Source organism: Pseudomonas sp. p21, from assembly GCF_001642705.1.
Lineage (GTDB): Bacteria > Pseudomonadota > Gammaproteobacteria > Pseudomonadales > Pseudomonadaceae > Aquipseudomonas.
Genome location: NZ_LWBV01000002.1, coordinates 504,179 through 519,065, shown reverse-complemented (window position 1 = coordinate 519,065; position 14,887 = coordinate 504,179). Strand labels below are relative to the sequence as shown.

Annotated in this window: 13 protein-coding genes; 8 read left to right on the top strand and 5 right to left on the bottom strand. The window is 65.1% G+C overall.

The features are described 5' to 3' along the window. Window positions 1-2 precede the first annotated feature (2 nt). Window positions 3-974, top strand: coding sequence for a thymidylate synthase (locus A4C63_RS07285; protein WP_063912107.1), 972 nt, complete (start codon window positions 3-5; stop codon window positions 972-974). Between the two features lie 118 nt (window positions 975-1,092). Here the strand turns inward: A4C63_RS07285 and cadR are convergent, their stop codons facing one another. Then, window positions 1,093-1,536: a cadmium resistance transcriptional regulator CadR gene (gene cadR, locus A4C63_RS07280; protein WP_063912106.1), complete on the bottom strand. Its 444-nt coding sequence runs from the start codon at window positions 1,534-1,536 to the stop codon at window positions 1,093-1,095. A gap of 84 nt (window positions 1,537-1,620) precedes the next feature. On the opposite strand from cadR, the gene A4C63_RS07275 reads away from it, so the two are divergent. The 6 genes from A4C63_RS07275 to A4C63_RS07250 all read left to right on the top strand — a co-directional run bounded on the left by A4C63_RS07275 (window position 1,621) and on the right by A4C63_RS07250 (window position 9,443). Beyond that, window positions 1,621-3,834, top strand: coding sequence for a heavy metal translocating P-type ATPase (locus A4C63_RS07275; protein WP_063912105.1), 2,214 nt, complete (start codon window positions 1,621-1,623; stop codon window positions 3,832-3,834). Window positions 3,835-3,843: 9 nt separating this feature from the next. Continuing rightward, window positions 3,844-4,713: a LysR family transcriptional regulator gene (locus A4C63_RS07270; RefSeq protein WP_063912104.1), complete on the top strand. Its 870-nt coding sequence runs from the start codon at window positions 3,844-3,846 to the stop codon at window positions 4,711-4,713. Window positions 4,714-4,932: 219 nt separating this feature from the next. After that, window positions 4,933-5,991 (top strand): putative 2-aminoethylphosphonate ABC transporter ATP-binding protein, encoded by a 1,059-nt coding sequence (locus tag A4C63_RS07265; protein WP_063912103.1) that lies wholly within the window; start codon window positions 4,933-4,935, stop codon window positions 5,989-5,991. A 1-nt stretch (window position 5,992) separates the two neighbouring features. Continuing rightward, the gene (locus A4C63_RS07260; protein ID WP_063912102.1) at window positions 5,993-7,717 is read left to right on the top strand and encodes a putative 2-aminoethylphosphonate ABC transporter permease subunit; all 1,725 of its coding nucleotides are present in this window, start codon (window positions 5,993-5,995) and stop codon (window positions 7,715-7,717) included. A gap of 18 nt (window positions 7,718-7,735) precedes the next feature. Beyond that, entirely contained in the window at window positions 7,736-8,761 is a 1,026-nt protein-coding gene (locus A4C63_RS07255) for a putative 2-aminoethylphosphonate ABC transporter substrate-binding protein (protein ID WP_063912101.1), read from the top strand. A gap of 133 nt (window positions 8,762-8,894) precedes the next feature. Beyond that, on the top strand, window positions 8,895-9,443 hold the full coding sequence (locus tag A4C63_RS07250) for a phosphonate degradation HD-domain oxygenase (RefSeq protein ID WP_063912100.1): 549 nt from the start codon (window positions 8,895-8,897) through the stop codon (window positions 9,441-9,443). Window positions 9,444-9,568: 125 nt separating this feature from the next. On the opposite strand, the gene A4C63_RS07245 is transcribed toward A4C63_RS07250, so the two are convergent. Continuing rightward, window positions 9,569-10,933: a GTPase/DUF3482 domain-containing protein gene (locus A4C63_RS07245; protein ID WP_063912099.1), complete on the bottom strand. Its 1,365-nt coding sequence runs from the start codon at window positions 10,931-10,933 to the stop codon at window positions 9,569-9,571. Beyond that, window positions 10,926-12,317 carry a DUF2868 domain-containing protein gene (locus A4C63_RS07240; protein WP_063912098.1) on the bottom strand — a complete coding sequence of 464 codons (1,392 nt, stop codon included), beginning with the start codon at window positions 12,315-12,317 and terminating at the stop codon, window positions 10,926-10,928. The genes A4C63_RS07245 and A4C63_RS07240 overlap by 8 nt, the downstream gene beginning before the upstream one ends. A 54-nt stretch (window positions 12,318-12,371) precedes the next feature. On the opposite strand from A4C63_RS07240, the gene A4C63_RS07235 reads away from it, so the two are divergent. Continuing rightward, entirely contained in the window at window positions 12,372-12,887 is a 516-nt protein-coding gene (locus A4C63_RS07235) for a dihydrofolate reductase (RefSeq protein WP_063912097.1), read from the top strand. A 44-nt stretch (window positions 12,888-12,931) separates the two neighbouring features. Here the strand turns inward: A4C63_RS07235 and A4C63_RS07230 are convergent, their stop codons facing one another. Continuing rightward, on the bottom strand, window positions 12,932-13,138 hold the full coding sequence (locus A4C63_RS07230; RefSeq protein ID WP_063912409.1) for a hypothetical protein: 207 nt from the start codon (window positions 13,136-13,138) through the stop codon (window positions 12,932-12,934). Between the two features lie 144 nt (window positions 13,139-13,282). Next, on the bottom strand, window positions 13,283-14,674 hold the full coding sequence (locus A4C63_RS07225; RefSeq protein WP_063912096.1) for an L-cystine transporter: 1,392 nt from the start codon (window positions 14,672-14,674) through the stop codon (window positions 13,283-13,285). Window positions 14,675-14,887: the final 213 nt, after the last annotated feature.

Below are 14,887 nucleotides of genomic sequence, written 5' to 3'. Positions count from 1 at the left end.
CCATGAAACAGTATCTGGACCTGGTCCGCGACGTCATCGAAAACGGCACGCTGCAGGGCAACCGCACCGGCATCCGCACCATCAGCCTGCCGGGCGCCATGCTGCGTTTTGACCTGCAGAAGGGCTTCCCGGCCATCACTACTCGCAAACTGGCGTTCAAGTCAGCGATCGGCGAAATGGTCGGCTTCCTGCGTGGCGTGAAAAACGCCGGTGAATTCCGCGAGCTGGGCTGCAAGGTCTGGGACCAGAACGCCAACGAGAACGCCCAGTGGCTGGCCAACCCGTTCCGCCAGGGCCATGACGACCTGGGTGAGATCTACGGCGTGCAATGGCGCCAGTGGCCGGGCTACAAGCGCATCCCGCTGAGCAACCCGGCGGCCATCGAAATGGCTGAAAAGGCAGGCTTCCGCCGTATCGCCCAGGACGAGGAGGACGGCGTCGCGTTCGTCATCCTGTACAAGGCCATCGACCAGGTGCGCCAGTGCCTGGACACCATCGCCAACGACCCGGGCAGCCGCCGTATCCTGTTCCACGGCTGGAACTGCGCGCAGCTGGACGAAATGGCCCTGCCGCCGTGCCACCTGCTGTACCAGTTCCACCCGAATGTGGAGACCAAGGAAATTTCCCTGACCCTCTACATCCGCTCCAACGACCTGGGCCTGGGTACGCCGTTCAACCTCACCGAAGGCGCGGCGCTGCTGTCGCTGTTCGGCCGCCTGACCGGCTACACCCCGCGCTGGTTCACCTACTTCATCGGCGATGCCCATGTGTATGAAAACCACCTGGACATGCTCAACGAGCAGCTCAAGCGTGAGCCGCTGGAAGCACCGAAGCTGGTGATCAGCGACCGCGTGCCGGCGTTTGCCGAGACGGGCAAGTACGAGCCGGAGTGGCTGGAGAAGATCGAGCCGAGCGATTTCTGGCTGGAAGGGTATGAGCACCATGCCCCGATGACGGCGCCGATGGCGGTCTGACAGATCGCTATTGCCTGAACTGGCCTATTCGCGGGCACGCCCGCTCCCACAGGTACTCCACAGGGCCAAGCCTTGTGCGGTCCCTGTGGGAGCGGGCATGCCCGCGAATGGTTTTGGCTCAATGCCCGTGGCTTCGCCCCACATGTGAATGCTCGGTATCCGGCACCGATACCGCCCCGTTCGTCTCCAGTTGCTGCAAGATCGCGCACTCAGCCCCCTGTGCATTGCAGCGCCGCCGTAGCTCCACAAGCTGTTCCTGTAACGCGACCAACCCATCAATCCGTGCCTGCACATGCTCGATATGCTCGTCGATCAGCGCATTGACGCTGCCGCACGAATCGTCGGGGCTGTCGCGCAGGCGTAACAGGCTACGGATTTCGTCCAGGGTCATATCCAGGGTGCGGCAGTTGCGGATGAAGGTCAGCCGTTCGACGTGGGCCTGGGTGTACACCCGGTAGTTACCGTCGCTACGCGCCGGTTCCGGCAGCAGCTGTTCACGCTCGTAGTAGCGGATGGTTTCCACCGCGCAGTCGGTGGCTTTGGCCAGTTCTCCGATCTTCATCACGAAATTCTCCAGCAAGTGGCTTGACCCTATAGTGGCTACAGGGTGTTCACTTGGCAACAGGCGCAAATTAAGGATGACCCCATGAACCAGCCTGTCAGTCACGAACACAAGCACGATCATCACGCCCACAGCTGCTGTGGCGGCGCTGCTGCGCCAGCCCTGGTCCAGCTGAGCGAAAAGGCCAGCAGCCACGCCCAGTTCAGCCGTTTCCGCATCGAGGCCATGGACTGCCCGACCGAGCAGACCCTGATCCAGGACAAGCTGGGCAAGCTGGCTGGCATCGAGCAGCTGGAGTTCAACCTGATCAACCGTGTTCTTGGCGTGCGCCACACCCTGCGTGGCACCGCCGAAATCGAGCAGGCCATTGACAGCCTGGGCATGAAAGCCGAGCCGCTTGGCGCCGCAGACGATGGCACCGAGAGCGCACCACAAGTGGTCAAGACCCGTTGGTGGCCGCTGGTGCTGTCCGGTATTGCCGCGATCGCCGCCGAAATCGTGCACTTTGCCGCGCTGGCCCCGGAGTGGGTAGTGGCGGCGCTGGCGCTGGCAGCGATCCTTGGCTGTGGCCTGGGTACTTACAAGAAGGGCTGGATCGCCCTGAAAAACCGCAACCTCAACATCAACGCGCTGATGAGCATTGCCGTGACGGGCGCGGTGCTGATCGGCCAATGGCCGGAAGCGGCCATGGTGATGGTGCTGTTCACCGTTGCCGAACTGATCGAAGCCCGCTCGCTGGACCGCGCGCGCAACGCCATCGGTGGCCTGATGCAGCTCACCCCCGACATGGCCACCGTGCGCCAGGCCGATGGCCAGTGGCGGGAAGTTGAGGTGCGGGAGGTGGCCATCGGTGCCTTGGTGCGGGTACGCCCCGGCGAACGCATTGGCCTGGACGGTGAAGTGACCAACGGGCAATCCAGCGTCGATCAGGCGCCGATCACCGGCGAAAGCCTGCCTGTGGAGAAGGCTGTGGGCGACAAGCTGTTCGCCGGCACCATCAACCAGGCGGGGGCGCTGGAGTTTCGCGTTACCGCCGCTGCCGGGCAATCGACCCTGGCGCGGATCATCAAGGCGGTCGAGGAAGCGCAAGGCGCGCGGGCGCCTACCCAGCGTTTCGTCGACCGTTTCTCGCGCATCTACACCCCCGTGGTGTTCGCCATTGCCCTGGCCGTGGCGGTGATACCGCCGCTGTTCATGGCCGGCGCCTGGTTCGACTGGGTCTATCGCGCCCTGGTGCTGCTGGTGGTGGCCTGCCCATGCGCCCTGGTGATCTCGACCCCGGTGACCATCGTCAGCGGCCTGGCCGCCGCCGCGCGCAAGGGCATCCTGATCAAGGGGGGCGTGTATCTGGAAGGCGGGCGCCAGCTGGACTTCCTGGCCCTGGACAAGACCGGCACCATCACCCACGGCAAGCCGGTGCAGACCGACGCCAAGGTACTGGAGCCGCTGTTCGAAGGCCGCGCGCAAGCCCTGGCCGCCAGCCTGGGCGAGCGTTCGGACCACCCGGTTTCCCGTGCCATTGCCCAGTTCGGCAAGGAGCAAGGTCTGGCCTTGAGCGAGGTCGATGACTTCGCCGCCTTGGCCGGGCGTGGCGTGCGCGGCACCATCGCGGGTGAGGTATACCACCTGGGTAACCACCGTCTGGTCGAGGAGCTGGGGCTGTGCTCGCCTGAGCTCGAGGCCCAGTTGGATGCGCTGGAGCGCCAGGGCAAGACCGTGGTGCTGCTGCTCGACCGCTCCGGCCCGTTGGCGCTGTTCGCCGTGGCCGACACGGTCAAGGAAAGCAGTCGCCAGGCCATCGCCGAGCTGCACGCGTTGGGCATCAAGACTGTCATGCTGACCGGTGACAATCCACATACCGCCCAGGCCATCGCCACTGTGGTGGGTATCGACCGCGCCGAAGGCAACCTGCTGCCTGCCGACAAGCTCAAGAGCATCGAAGCCCTGTACGCACAGGGCCATCGGGTGGGCATGGTCGGTGACGGCATCAACGACGCCCCGGCGCTGGCCCGCGCCGAGATCGGTTTTGCCATGGCGGCGGCCGGTACCGACACCGCCATCGAGACTGCCGATGTGGCGCTGATGGACGACGACTTGCGGAAAATCCCGGCCTTCGTCAGGCTGTCGCGCCAAAGTGCGGCGATCCTCATGCAGAACATCGTTCTGGCGTTGGGCATCAAGGCGATATTCCTGGCGATCACCTTTGCCGGCATGGCCACCATGTGGATGGCGGTGTTTGCCGACATGGGCGTGAGCCTGCTGGTGGTGTTCAACGGCTTGCGCCTGTTGCGCAAATAGAGGACGTGCATGCTGAGTTCGGAGCTGAAAGCCTTCTACATGGTGGCCCGTTTGGGCAGCATCACCCTGGCGGCGAAGAAGCTCGGGCTCAGCCAGCCCACGGTGACCACGCAGATCCGCAACCTGGAAGGCCAGTACGCCGTAGAGCTGTTCTACCGCGGCGGGCGTCGCCTGGTGCTGAGCGAGGAGGGTGTGCGCCTGCTGCCGATGGTCAAGGCACTGCTGCAGCAGGAGGCCGACATCGAGTTCGAACTGCGCAACAGCGGCAAGGCCCAGGGCAGCCTGCGCATTGCGGCAACGGCGCCTTACTACATTCTCGACCTGGTGAAGATCTACCGCGAACGCCTGCCGCAGGTGGAAGTGGCGGTGGAAATCGGCAACTCGCAGCAGGTGCTGGAGATGCTCGAGGACTACCGGGTGGATATCGCCGCTTCGTCGCAACTGGTGGAAGATGCCCGGCTGGTGCGGCGGGTGCTGGGGACTGACCCGTTGGTGGTGGCGGTGCATCGCAACCACCCGTTGGCCCATCGCCAGACGGTATCGATCGAGGTGGTGGCCGGGCATTGCCTGCTGATGCGCGAGAAGGGCTCGACCACACGCAAGCTGACCGAGCAGATGATGCAGGAGGCCGGGGTGAAGGCCGGGGCCTTGCTGGAAATTGGCAGCCGGGAGTCGATCCGCGAGGCTGTGCTGCGCAATATCGGCATCAGCGTGATCGCCCGGCACGAGGTGCCGCACAACCCTGAGTTGCGGGTGCTGGCGCTGGAGAACGCGCCGGTGATGCATGAGTACCTGTATTGCCTGAAGGAAAGGCGCCAGGCCCGGTTGCCGGCGGCCTTCCTTGGGGTTGCGCAGGAAGTGGCCGGTTCGCACTTCTAGATTTGTGTTGGCTTTTTCGCGGGCTTGCCCGCTCCCACAGGTACTGCGCAGCCTTCAGGTGCGGCGCGATCACTGTGGGAGCGGGCAAGCCCGCGAAGAGGCCCTCTCAGGCCAATACAAAATCTGCCTATACCACTATCACCCGCTTTTGCCCCAAAGCCACAGAACCTTCGCACAGCCTTCCTAGCATGGCCCCCATCTCTTCGATGAGGCCCAGCCATGAACCACACCACCCCCGGCGCACAGATGACAGTGCGCAACATCCACAAGCGCTTCGGTGCCTTCACGGCGCTCAACGATGTCTCGCTGGACATCGCCGCCGGCGAACTGGTGTGCCTGCTCGGCCCGTCCGGCTGTGGCAAGACCACGCTGCTGCGCTGCATCGCCGGCCTGGAGCGCCAGGACCGGGGTACGTTGTACATCGGCGAGCGCGACATCTCCGAGTTGCCACCCCAGGCCCGTGACTACGGCATCCTGTTCCAGTCCTACGCGCTGTTCCCCAACCTCACCGTCGAAGCCAACATCGCCTACGGCCTGACCGGCAGTGGTCGTGAGCAGGCCCGCCAGCGGGTGGCCGAAATGCTTGAACTGGTAGGCCTTTCTGGCAGTGAGAAGAAGTACCCAGGCCAGCTCTCCGGGGGCCAGCAACAACGTGTGGCCCTGGCCCGCGCGCTGGCACCGTCGCCGTCTTTGCTGCTGCTCGACGAGCCGATGTCGGCGCTGGACGCCCGGGTGCGCGAGCACCTGTGCACCGAACTGCGCCAGTTGCAGCGCCAGTTGGGTATCACCACGCTGATGGTTACCCACAACCAGGACGAAGCCATGCTGATGGCCGACCGCATTGCGGTGATGAACAACGGCCAGGTCGAGCAGTACGCCACCCCGCAGGAAATCTACGATCAGCCGGCCACGCCGTTCGTTGCCGAGTTCGTCGGCCAGGGCAACTGGCTGCCGTTCCAGCGCAGCAGCGACAGCCATGCCCAGGTTGGCGGCATGAACATGCGCCTGGCGCCGGGTTCGGCCCAGGCCAGCAGCGGCCGGCTGTTCTGCCGCCCGGAGGCGATCACGGTCAACCCGGTGGTGCACGAAGAAAACCTGTTCCCGGCCAGGGTCCGTGAAATCACCTTCCTCGGTAACCGCTGCCGTATGAGCTTCGAGCTCAAGGCCCTGCCAGGCCATGCACTGCTGGCGGAGCTGGCCCCCGAGGCCATGCCGCGCCTGGGCTCGCAGGACATCTGGGTGGCGCTGCCGCCGCAGCGCCTGCAGGTGTTTGCCTGAGATGGCCGCGCCAATGTCCCTGCCGTTGAGCCAGGCCAAAGCCGCGCCGCGTGCTGGCGTCGCCCTGGGTGACCGGTTGTTCGTCGTCGGCGGCAAGAGCCTGCTGCTGATCCTTCTGGTGCTGGCGGTGCTGCTGCCGCTGCTGGCAATCTTCTGGCGCGGCTTCAGTGCCGAAGCGGGCCAGGGTGGCGGCCTGCTGGCGGCCCGCGAACTGTTCGCCAGTGAAAACTTCCACTGGTTACTGGGCAACAGCCTGTCGGTGGCCTTCACGGTGGCGGCCATCGTGGTACCGCTGGCCTACCTGTTCGCCTATGCCCTGCAACGCACGCTGATTCCGGCCAAGGGCCTGTGGCGGGGGATTTCGCTGCTGCCGCTGCTGGCACCGTCGATGCTGCCGGCCATCGCCCTGGTCTACCTGTTCGGTAACCAGGGGCTGCTGCGCGGGTTGCTCAGTGACAACATCTATGGCTTCTGGGGGATTGTGCTGGGCGAGGCCATCTACACCTTCCCGCATGCCCTGATGATCCTGTTGTCGGCGCTGTCGCTGGCCGATGCACGCCTGTTCGACGCGGCGTCCAGCATGGGTGCCGGCCCTTGGCGGGCGTTCTCCAGCATCACCTGGCCGGCCACCCGCCAGGCGGTGTTCGCGGCGTTCTGCCTGGTCTTCACCCTGACTATCACCGATTTTGGTGTACCGGTCGTGGTCGGTGGCGATTATCAGGTGCTGGCGCTGGAAGCCTACAAGGCGGTGGTTGGCCAGCAACAGTTCGGCCGTGGCGCGCTGATCGGCATGGTGCTGCTGTTGCCGGCGCTGTTCAGCTTTACCGTCGATGCCTGGCTGCGCCGGCGCCAGGGTGAGGCCATGAGCGGCCGTGCCCAGGTGTTCGAGCCCAAGCCATCACGCGGTCGCGATGCCTGCTTCCTGGCCATCGTGCTGCTGGTGTGCGCGGCGTTGCTGCTGGTGATCGGCATGGCGGTGTACTCGTCGCTGGTCTCCTTCTGGCCTTACAACCTGGCGTTGTCGCTGCGTCACTACATGTTCGAGGACACCGCCGGTGGCGGCTGGCTGGCCTACCGCAACAGCGTGACCATGGCCATCGGCACCGCGCTGATCGGCAGCATGGTGATCTTCACCGGCGCCTACCTGATGGAGAAGACCCAGGGCCAACGCCTGCTTAACCAGGCGCTGCGCCTGCTCAGCTTCATCCCCATGGCCGTGCCGGGCCTGGTGCTGGGCCTGGGTTACGTATTCTTCTTCAACCTGAACGGCAACCCGCTGCATGTGTTCTACGGCGGCATGGGGCTGCTGGTGGTGTGCACCATCGCCCACTACCTGACCACCGCGCAGATGACCGCGAGCACCGCCCTGCGCCAGCTCGACGGCGAATTCGAGGCCGCCGCGCTGTCGCTGAAGGCGCCGCTGTACAGGCACTTCCTGCGGGTGACCGTGCCGATCTGCCAGCCGGCGCTGCTGGACATCATTCGCTACCTGTTCGTCTCGGCGATGACCACCGTGTCGGCGGCGATCTTCCTGTACAGCCCCGACACCATCCTGGCTGCCGTCGCCGTGCTGAACATGGACGACGCCGGCAACGTCGGTGGTGCCGCCGCCATGTCCACCCTGATCCTGCTGACCAGTGCCGGCGCTTCACTGCTGCTGGCCGCAGCCTCACGCGGCCTGCTGCGCCGCTCCCAAGCCTGGCGCCAACGCGCCGCGACCGTCTGACCTGTAAGGAACCTACCCATGTACAAGCACCTTGCACTTGCCGCTGCCGTTTCCGCCGTGTTCAGCCTGCAGGCTTCGGCCGCTGGTACCCAGCTGACGGTCTACACCGCCCTGGAAGCCGAACAGCTGAAGAGCTACAAGCAGGCCTTCGAGAAGGCCAACCCGGACATCGAGATCAAGTGGGTCCGTGACTCCACCGGCATCATCACCGCCAAACTGCTGGCCGAGAAAGACCGCCCGCAAGCCGACGCGGTGTGGGGTCTGGCCGCGTCGAGCCTGGCCATCCTCGACCAGAACGGCATGCTCGAAGCCTATGCACCGAAGGACCTGGACAAGATCGCCGGCAACTACCGCGACGCTGCCAACCCGCCAGCCTGGGTCGGTATGGACGTGTGGGCTGCGACTCTCTGCTTCAATACCATCGAGGCCGAGAAGCAGGGTCTGAGCAAGCCGGTCAGCTGGCAGGACCTGACCAAGCCCGAGTACAAGGGCAAGATCGTCATGCCGAACCCGGCCTCGTCCGGCACCGGCTTCCTGGATGTCAGTGCCTGGTTGCAGACCTTTGGCGAGCCGCAGGGCTGGGCATACATGGATGCGCTGCACCAGAACATCGGCCAGTACGTTCACTCTGGTTCCAAACCGTGCAAGCTGGCAGCAGCGGGTGAATTCCCGATCGGCATCTCGTTCGAGTACCCGGCCGTGCAGCTCAAGCGCCAGGGCGCGCCGCTGGACATCGTGCTGCCGAAGGAAGGCCTGGGTTGGGAGATCGAGGCGACTGCGGTGATCAAAGGCTCGCCAAAAGCGGATGCGGCCAAGCGCCTGGCTGATTTCTCGGCAAGCCCGGCGGCCATGGAACTGTACAAGGAGAACTTCGCCGTGCTGGCCGCACCGGGCATTGCCAAGCCGCAGACCGAACTGCCGGCGGACTATGAACAGCGCCTGATCAAGAACGACTTTGCCTGGGCCTCGAAGAACCGTGACCAGATCCTGGCCGAGTGGCGCAAGCGCTATGACGGCAAGTCGGAGAAGGTGGCTCAACAGTAACCTGCACCGGCCTCTTCGCGGGTCAACCCGCTCCCACAGGTACCGCGCAGTCCTTCAACTGTGCGCAATCCTTGTGGGAGCGGGCATGCCCGCGAAGAAGCCACTGCTGCAATCCAGCCAGGAGAAGACAGTGATGCCCACCCCAGCCCAGATCATCGACAGTACCTTCGCGCTGTACGAACGCCACGGCAGCGGCGATTACATCGGCGAAGCCATCACCCAGCTCGAACACATGTCCCAGGCCGCACAACTGGCCATGGCCGAAGGCTTCGACGATGAAGTGGTGCTGGCGGCGTTTTTCCACGACATTGGCCACCTGTGCGGCGGTGAGGCCAGCATGGGCGGCTACGGTGTGGTCAGCCATGAACGCATCGGCGCCGAGTACTTGCGCCGCTGTGGCTTTGGCGAGCGCATGGCGCGGCTGGTGCAGTATCACGTGGAGGCCAAGCGTTACCTGACTTTGCGGCAGGCGGGGTATTACCAACGGCTGAGCGAGGCGAGTCGGAGAACCTTGGAGTATCAGGGGGGTGTGATGAGCGAGGCCGAGGCGGATGCGTTCGAGCGGGACCCGCTGTTCGAGGTGAGCTTGCGGATGCGGGAGTGGGATGAGCAGGCGAAAGTGGTCGGGGTGCCGGTGATTGACCTGGATGGGTTGAAGAAGAAGGCTTTGGCACTGCTTTGAGAGATGGGCTGCCTGTGCCGGCCTCTTCGCGGGTGAACCCGCTCCCACAGGAATAGTGCACATCTCAAGGAATGTGAGATACCTGTGGGAGCGGGTTTACCCGCGAAGAGGCCAGACCTGCTTGATCAAAACTGTGAAACCAGCGCCTCCAGCTGCTCCTGACGCTCAGCCTGGTTCAGCTTCGCCCCAGGATTCAACGTGGACCACTGCGGATGCGCCCGTGCCTTCACCAGCGCCTCCGGCAACTTGCCCTCCCGCCAGGCCTTCTCGTCCAGTTCCCCCAGCCGAATGCTGTCCTGCGCCGCATGCCCGCGGTTTTCCAGCGCCACCATCAACTGCTGCTGACGCAAGGCCAGCAGGCGTAGCACCGTGTCGTCCACAGTCAGTTCGCGCTTGCCCTTGAGCTTGCCCATCAACCGCGAACCATAGTTGCGCGCCGTCTGCAGCGCGCCGCCGGCAATCGCCCCGGCCAGCGCCGCCGCACCGAGCGTAAGGCCGCCGACCAGCAAGTCGACCCCGGCACCCGCCGCCGCACCGGCCGCCACACCGCTGCCCAAGCGCACGCCCAGCAGTTTCAGGGTCTCGGGATTGAACAGGTCATCGCCCCAACGGCCATCCAGCAAAGGCAGATCGCTGGCATGGGCGTCCTCGCGGCGGAAGGCATACAGCTTGAGCAATGCCTCGACGCAGCGCTGTTCGCGCTGGCGTACCTCTTGCCGCAAGGCCTCGACGGCCCGGGCTTCGGCAGCCGGTTCGGCCTCGACGCTGCGCCGGCAGGCGGCGCAGTCCAGCAGCAGCTCGGCAATCAGGCGCTTGCCGCTGTGCCGGCGTGCCAGGCGCTGTGCCTGCTGGTCGTCGATCAGCCGCTGCAGGGCCGGGCGGGCGTCTTCCAGCAGCAGCGCCAGGCTTTCGTACAAACGACGCTCGCCGTCCTCTGGCGGCGCCACGCTGTCGAACCGCACCAACGCGTGAAGCCCAAGCCTGGCAAGGGCTTCACGCCATTGCGGTTCGCGGTGCTGGTGGCTGGCGACGAAGTTGAGCACCGGTAGCAGCGGCTTGCCGCAGCTGGCCAGCACTTCCAGTTCGTCGCGGTACTTGGCCAGTACCGGCTCGCGGGCATCGATCACATACAGGCCGGCATTGCTGGCCAGCAGCTGGCGCAGCACCTTGGCCTCCTGCTCGAAACGCTGGCGCGCTTCGCTGCCCTGCAGAAAGCGCTCCAGGCGGGCCGGGCCGTCCAGGCGCTCGCCCGGGCGCTCCAGGCGTTCGAGGTAGTCGAGCAGGGCGATGGCGTCTTCCAGGCCCGGAGTGTCGTAAAGCTCCAGCAAGGGTTCGCCGTCCACCGACAGCCGCGCACCTTCCACATGGCGGGTGGTGCTGGGGCGGTGGGAGACTTCGCCAAAGCCGACGTCGCGGGTCAGTGTGCGCAGCAGCGAGGTCTTGCCGACGTTGGTGTGGCCGACCACGGCCAGTTTCAGAGGCTCAGTCATGACCATGCTCCAGCCAGGTCAGCGGCGAAGTATCGGCATGCGCCAGGCCAAGGCGGTCGAGGGCTTCGTGCCAGTCGCCCAGGCGTTGGGCGTCCAGGGCCTCGCCTGGTGCGGCCTGCATTAGCCAGATGCGGGTTGCGCCGGCGTTGCGCGCCAGTTCGGCGAGCAGTGCCAGGCTGCCACGGTCGGGCGAGCGGCGTGGGTCGCAGGCGATGGCCAGGCGTGCCGGGGGGAAGCGGCTGAGCTGTTCGAGCAGGCGGTTGCGCGATTCGCGGCTGTCGAGCACGCCGGCACTGGTCACGCTTTTCGGCAGGGCGGGTGGCCAAGGGTGCTGGTCGTCCAGCTCCAGGCCGACCAGCAGGGCACCGCTGCTGCCGCTTTCCAGCTGGCCTGCGGCAAACTGCGGCAAGGTTTCGGGCGCGGCATCCTGTACGCCGATGCGTTCGCTGCGCGGCATCAGTGCTTCACGCAGCTGCGCGTAGCCGGGCAGGCTGAGGTCCAGCGACAGGCGTTGGCGGCCCTGGCGCCAGCGCCACAGGCACAGCCCGGCCAGCAGCAGGCGCGGCAGCAGGCCGTACACCAGCACCACGCCAAGCAGCCAGCTGGCCCAGGCCTGGCGTGCCAGGTCCAGGGCCGGCTGGCTGTCGCCGCTGGCGCGGATCATGGCCTCGTCGGGAACCGTGAAGCCCAGTAACGAGGGTAGGGCGCCCAGGGCCTGGGTCAGGTGGATGAACGGGTCGGCGGCGAGCAGGGTGGTTTCCCAGACAAAGCCATAGCGCCGGGTCGCCAGCAAGGCCAGCAGCATGCCCAGCGCGCTGATCATCGCCAGCAGCCACAGGCCGTGCACCAGCAGGCCGAGCAGCCAGCGGTTGAGGCGCTGGCGTTGCAGCAGCACCAGCAGCGCCGGTGCCAGGTGCGCGGCCTTGGCATCACGGGCAAAGCGCTCGCTCAGCCACAGCCACAGGCGGCCCAGCCCCGCGCCATGCTCGCCGCTCACGGCGAAGCCGATGGCCCAGCCCAGCAGCATCAGCAGGTTCAGCCCGAGCAGGCTGCCCAGCGCCCAGAACACATTCACCGGGCGTTGCCCGTCGCCCAGGGCGGCCAGTGCCAGCCCCGCGCCGCTGAGCACGGCCAGCAGCAGCAAGGCCAGCAGCGCCAGGCGTGCGCCCTGCTTCCAGTGGCGCAGGGCGGTGCTGATGCCGTCGCGTTCGGCCAGGAACAGCGCACGGGTTTCGATGCGAGCGGCCAGGTCACCGCCTGCCTGGCGGGCGCGGCGGTTGGCTTCCTGGTCCTCCAGGGGGCCGGCATGTTCCTCGCGCAGGCGTACCGCTTCGGTGAGCCAGCGCTTGTCCAGTGAAGTCGGTGCAGTCACAAGGTCTTCCATTGCACAGGTCAGGGCAGAAGCATAACCCACACGCCCGGTGCTATCCTCGCTGGCATGAATACATCACTCCCCCTCAGCCTGATCGCGGCTCACGCCGAGAACCGCGTGATCGGCATCGACAACTCCATGCCCTGGCATTTGCCGGGGGACTTCAAGTACTTCAAGGCCACTACCCTGGGCAAGCCGATCATCATGGGGCGCAAGACCTGGGACTCGCTGGGCAGGCCCTTGCCCGGGCGGTTGAATATCGTGGTCAGCCGGCAGGCAGGGCTGGACCTGGCGGGGGCCGAGGTGTTTGGTTCGCTGGAAGAGGCGCTGGTGCGTGCCGAGCAGTGGGCGCGTGAGCAGGGCGTCGATGAGCTGATGCTGATTGGCGGGGCGCAGCTGTATGGGCAGGCGCTGGAGAAAGGGCTGGTCAGCCGCATGTACCTGACGAGGGTCGAGTTGTCGCCGGAGGGGGATGCCTGGTTCCCTGAGTTCGATCGGGGGCAGTGGAAGCTGGTGTCGAGCGAGGCGCAGGCTGAGGAAGGCAAGCCTCGGTATCACTTCGAGGTCTGGAACAAGGTTTGAGATTGCCGGGGCTGCCTTGCAGCCCTTTCCGACCGGTCCGGCGCTCAGGTGAGCAGCTTGATGATCAATGCGGTGACAGTAGCCACCGTGGTGACGAAACCGACGGCGATGGCAACCGGGTACCAGAAGGTTTCGCGGGTCATTTTGCCGGCTTCAGCATTCAGCATGCGTGTCTCGGCCATCAACTTATCCACTTCGACGCGGATCTTGGCAACCTCAACGCGGATTTTTTCGGCTTCTGCCTGGGTCATGTCGTACTGCTGCATGGTGGTTCCTTTCCATCGGCGCATTCGCTAGCCCGGCTGTCAGTATAGCAACGCCAATAGCCAGCTCTTGCTTGCTTCCCATGCCATTGCGTTACTGGATATTGGGGCCGCATAGCGACCCCTTCCTTATCAGGAATGGCTCAGCTCGGCATGTTCATCACCAGCCAGCACTTCCTTGTCGGTCTCTTTCAACAACTGGCTGGTCACCACCCCTGCGGTCATCGAACCGTTCACGTTCAACGCCGTACGGCCCATGTCGATCAGCGGTTCTACCGAAATCAGCAACGCCACCAGTTCCACCGGCAGGCCCATGGCCGGCAACACGATCAGCGCGGCGAATGTCGCACCACCACCTACGCCGGCAACCCCTGCCGAGCTCAGAGTGACGATGGCCACCAGGGTGGCGATCCACAGCGGGTCGAAGGTATCGATGCCCACCGCCGGCGCCACCATCACCGCCAACATGGCGGGATAGAGGCCGGCGCAGCCGTTCTGGCCAATGGTGGTACCGAACGATGCGCTGAAGCTGGCAATCGACTGCGGTACGCCCAGGCGGCGGGTTTGCGCTTCGATGTTCAGCGGAATGCTGGCAGCGCTGGAGCGGCTGGTGAAGGCGAAGGTCAGCACCGGCCACACCTTGCGGAAGAAACGCAGGGGGCTCACGCCGGTGGCGGCGAGGATAACGCCGTGCACCACGAACATCAGCGCCAGGCCCAGGTACGACACCACCACGAAGCTGCCCAGCTTGAGGATGTCTTCCATGTTCGAGCTGGCCACCACCTTGGTCATCAGCGCCAGTACGCCATACGGGGTCAGCTTCATCACCACCCGCACCAGGCGCATCACCCAGGCCTGCAGGGTGTCGATGGCCGACAGCGCGCGCTCGCCCTTCTCGGCATCGTCCTTGATCAACTGCAGCGCAGCCAGGCCAAGGAACACGGCAAAGATCACCACGCTGATGATCGAGGTCGGCTTGGCCCGCGCCAGGTCACCCACCGGGTTGCTGGGGATGAACGACAGCAGCAGCTGCGGGATGTTGAGGTCCGCGACCTTGCCGGCGTAGTCGCTGTGGATAACCTGCATGCGTGCGCTTTCCTGGGCGCCAGCCACCAGGCCTTCGGCGCTGAGGCCGAACAGGTTGGTCAGGACGATGCCGATCAATGCGGCAATGGCGGTGGTCAGCAGCAGGGTGCCGATGCTCAGCACGCTGATACGGCCCAGCGAAGAGGCATTGTGCAGGCGTGCCACGGCACTGAGGATCGAGGCGAAGATCAGCGGCATGACGATCATCTGCAACAGGCCGACGTAGCCGTTGCCGACCAGGTCGAGCCAGGCGATGGTGGCCTTGAGTACGGGGTGGCCGGCGCCATAGACGGTATGCAGGATCAGGCCAAACACCACGCCCAGCACCAGGCCCAGCAATACTTTCTTGGCCAGGCTCCAGTCGGTGCGGCGGGTTTGTGCCAGGCCCAGCAACAGGGCCAGGAACGCCAGCAGGTTAAGGGACAGCGGCAGGTTCATTGAAGCTCCAGCGGTAAAGGCAAAAGAGGCATCGCCTCTGTGAGCGAATGCGAACGGAAATGCTAACAGCCTGAAAACAAACGAATTTATACCCAAATGGCATGTGCATAGTCGTTTATGGAATAACGGCGTGTCGCGGATTGCAATGAACACGGCGTTTGCAACTGCATGGAGGTCGTTATCAAGGGCAGTCGGTGGGGGTTGTTGCACTAG

What these genes read in the sequence shown, in the direction of transcription:
- A4C63_RS07285 (WP_063912107.1), top strand. Translation starts at nt 3, where the DNA reads ATGAAACAGTATCTGGACCTGGTCCGCGACGTCATCGAAAACGGCACG.
- cadR (WP_063912106.1), bottom strand. Translation starts at nt 1,536, where the DNA reads ATGAAGATCGGAGAACTGGCCAAAGCCACCGACTGCGCGGTGGAAACC.
- A4C63_RS07275 (WP_063912105.1), top strand. Translation starts at nt 1,621, where the DNA reads ATGAACCAGCCTGTCAGTCACGAACACAAGCACGATCATCACGCCCAC.
- A4C63_RS07270 (WP_063912104.1), top strand. Translation starts at nt 3,844, where the DNA reads ATGCTGAGTTCGGAGCTGAAAGCCTTCTACATGGTGGCCCGTTTGGGC.
- A4C63_RS07265 (WP_063912103.1), top strand. Translation starts at nt 4,933, where the DNA reads ATGAACCACACCACCCCCGGCGCACAGATGACAGTGCGCAACATCCAC.
- A4C63_RS07260 (WP_063912102.1), top strand. Translation starts at nt 5,993, where the DNA reads ATGGCCGCGCCAATGTCCCTGCCGTTGAGCCAGGCCAAAGCCGCGCCG.
- A4C63_RS07255 (WP_063912101.1), top strand. Translation starts at nt 7,736, where the DNA reads ATGTACAAGCACCTTGCACTTGCCGCTGCCGTTTCCGCCGTGTTCAGC.
- A4C63_RS07250 (WP_063912100.1), top strand. Translation starts at nt 8,895, where the DNA reads ATGCCCACCCCAGCCCAGATCATCGACAGTACCTTCGCGCTGTACGAA.
- A4C63_RS07245 (WP_063912099.1), bottom strand. Translation starts at nt 10,933, where the DNA reads ATGACTGAGCCTCTGAAACTGGCCGTGGTCGGCCACACCAACGTCGGC.
- A4C63_RS07240 (WP_063912098.1), bottom strand. Translation starts at nt 12,317, where the DNA reads ATGGAAGACCTTGTGACTGCACCGACTTCACTGGACAAGCGCTGGCTC.
- A4C63_RS07235 (WP_063912097.1), top strand. Translation starts at nt 12,372, where the DNA reads ATGAATACATCACTCCCCCTCAGCCTGATCGCGGCTCACGCCGAGAAC.
- A4C63_RS07230 (WP_063912409.1), bottom strand. Translation starts at nt 13,138, where the DNA reads ATGACCCAGGCAGAAGCCGAAAAAATCCGCGTTGAGGTTGCCAAGATC.
- A4C63_RS07225 (WP_063912096.1), bottom strand. Translation starts at nt 14,674, where the DNA reads ATGAACCTGCCGCTGTCCCTTAACCTGCTGGCGTTCCTGGCCCTGTTG.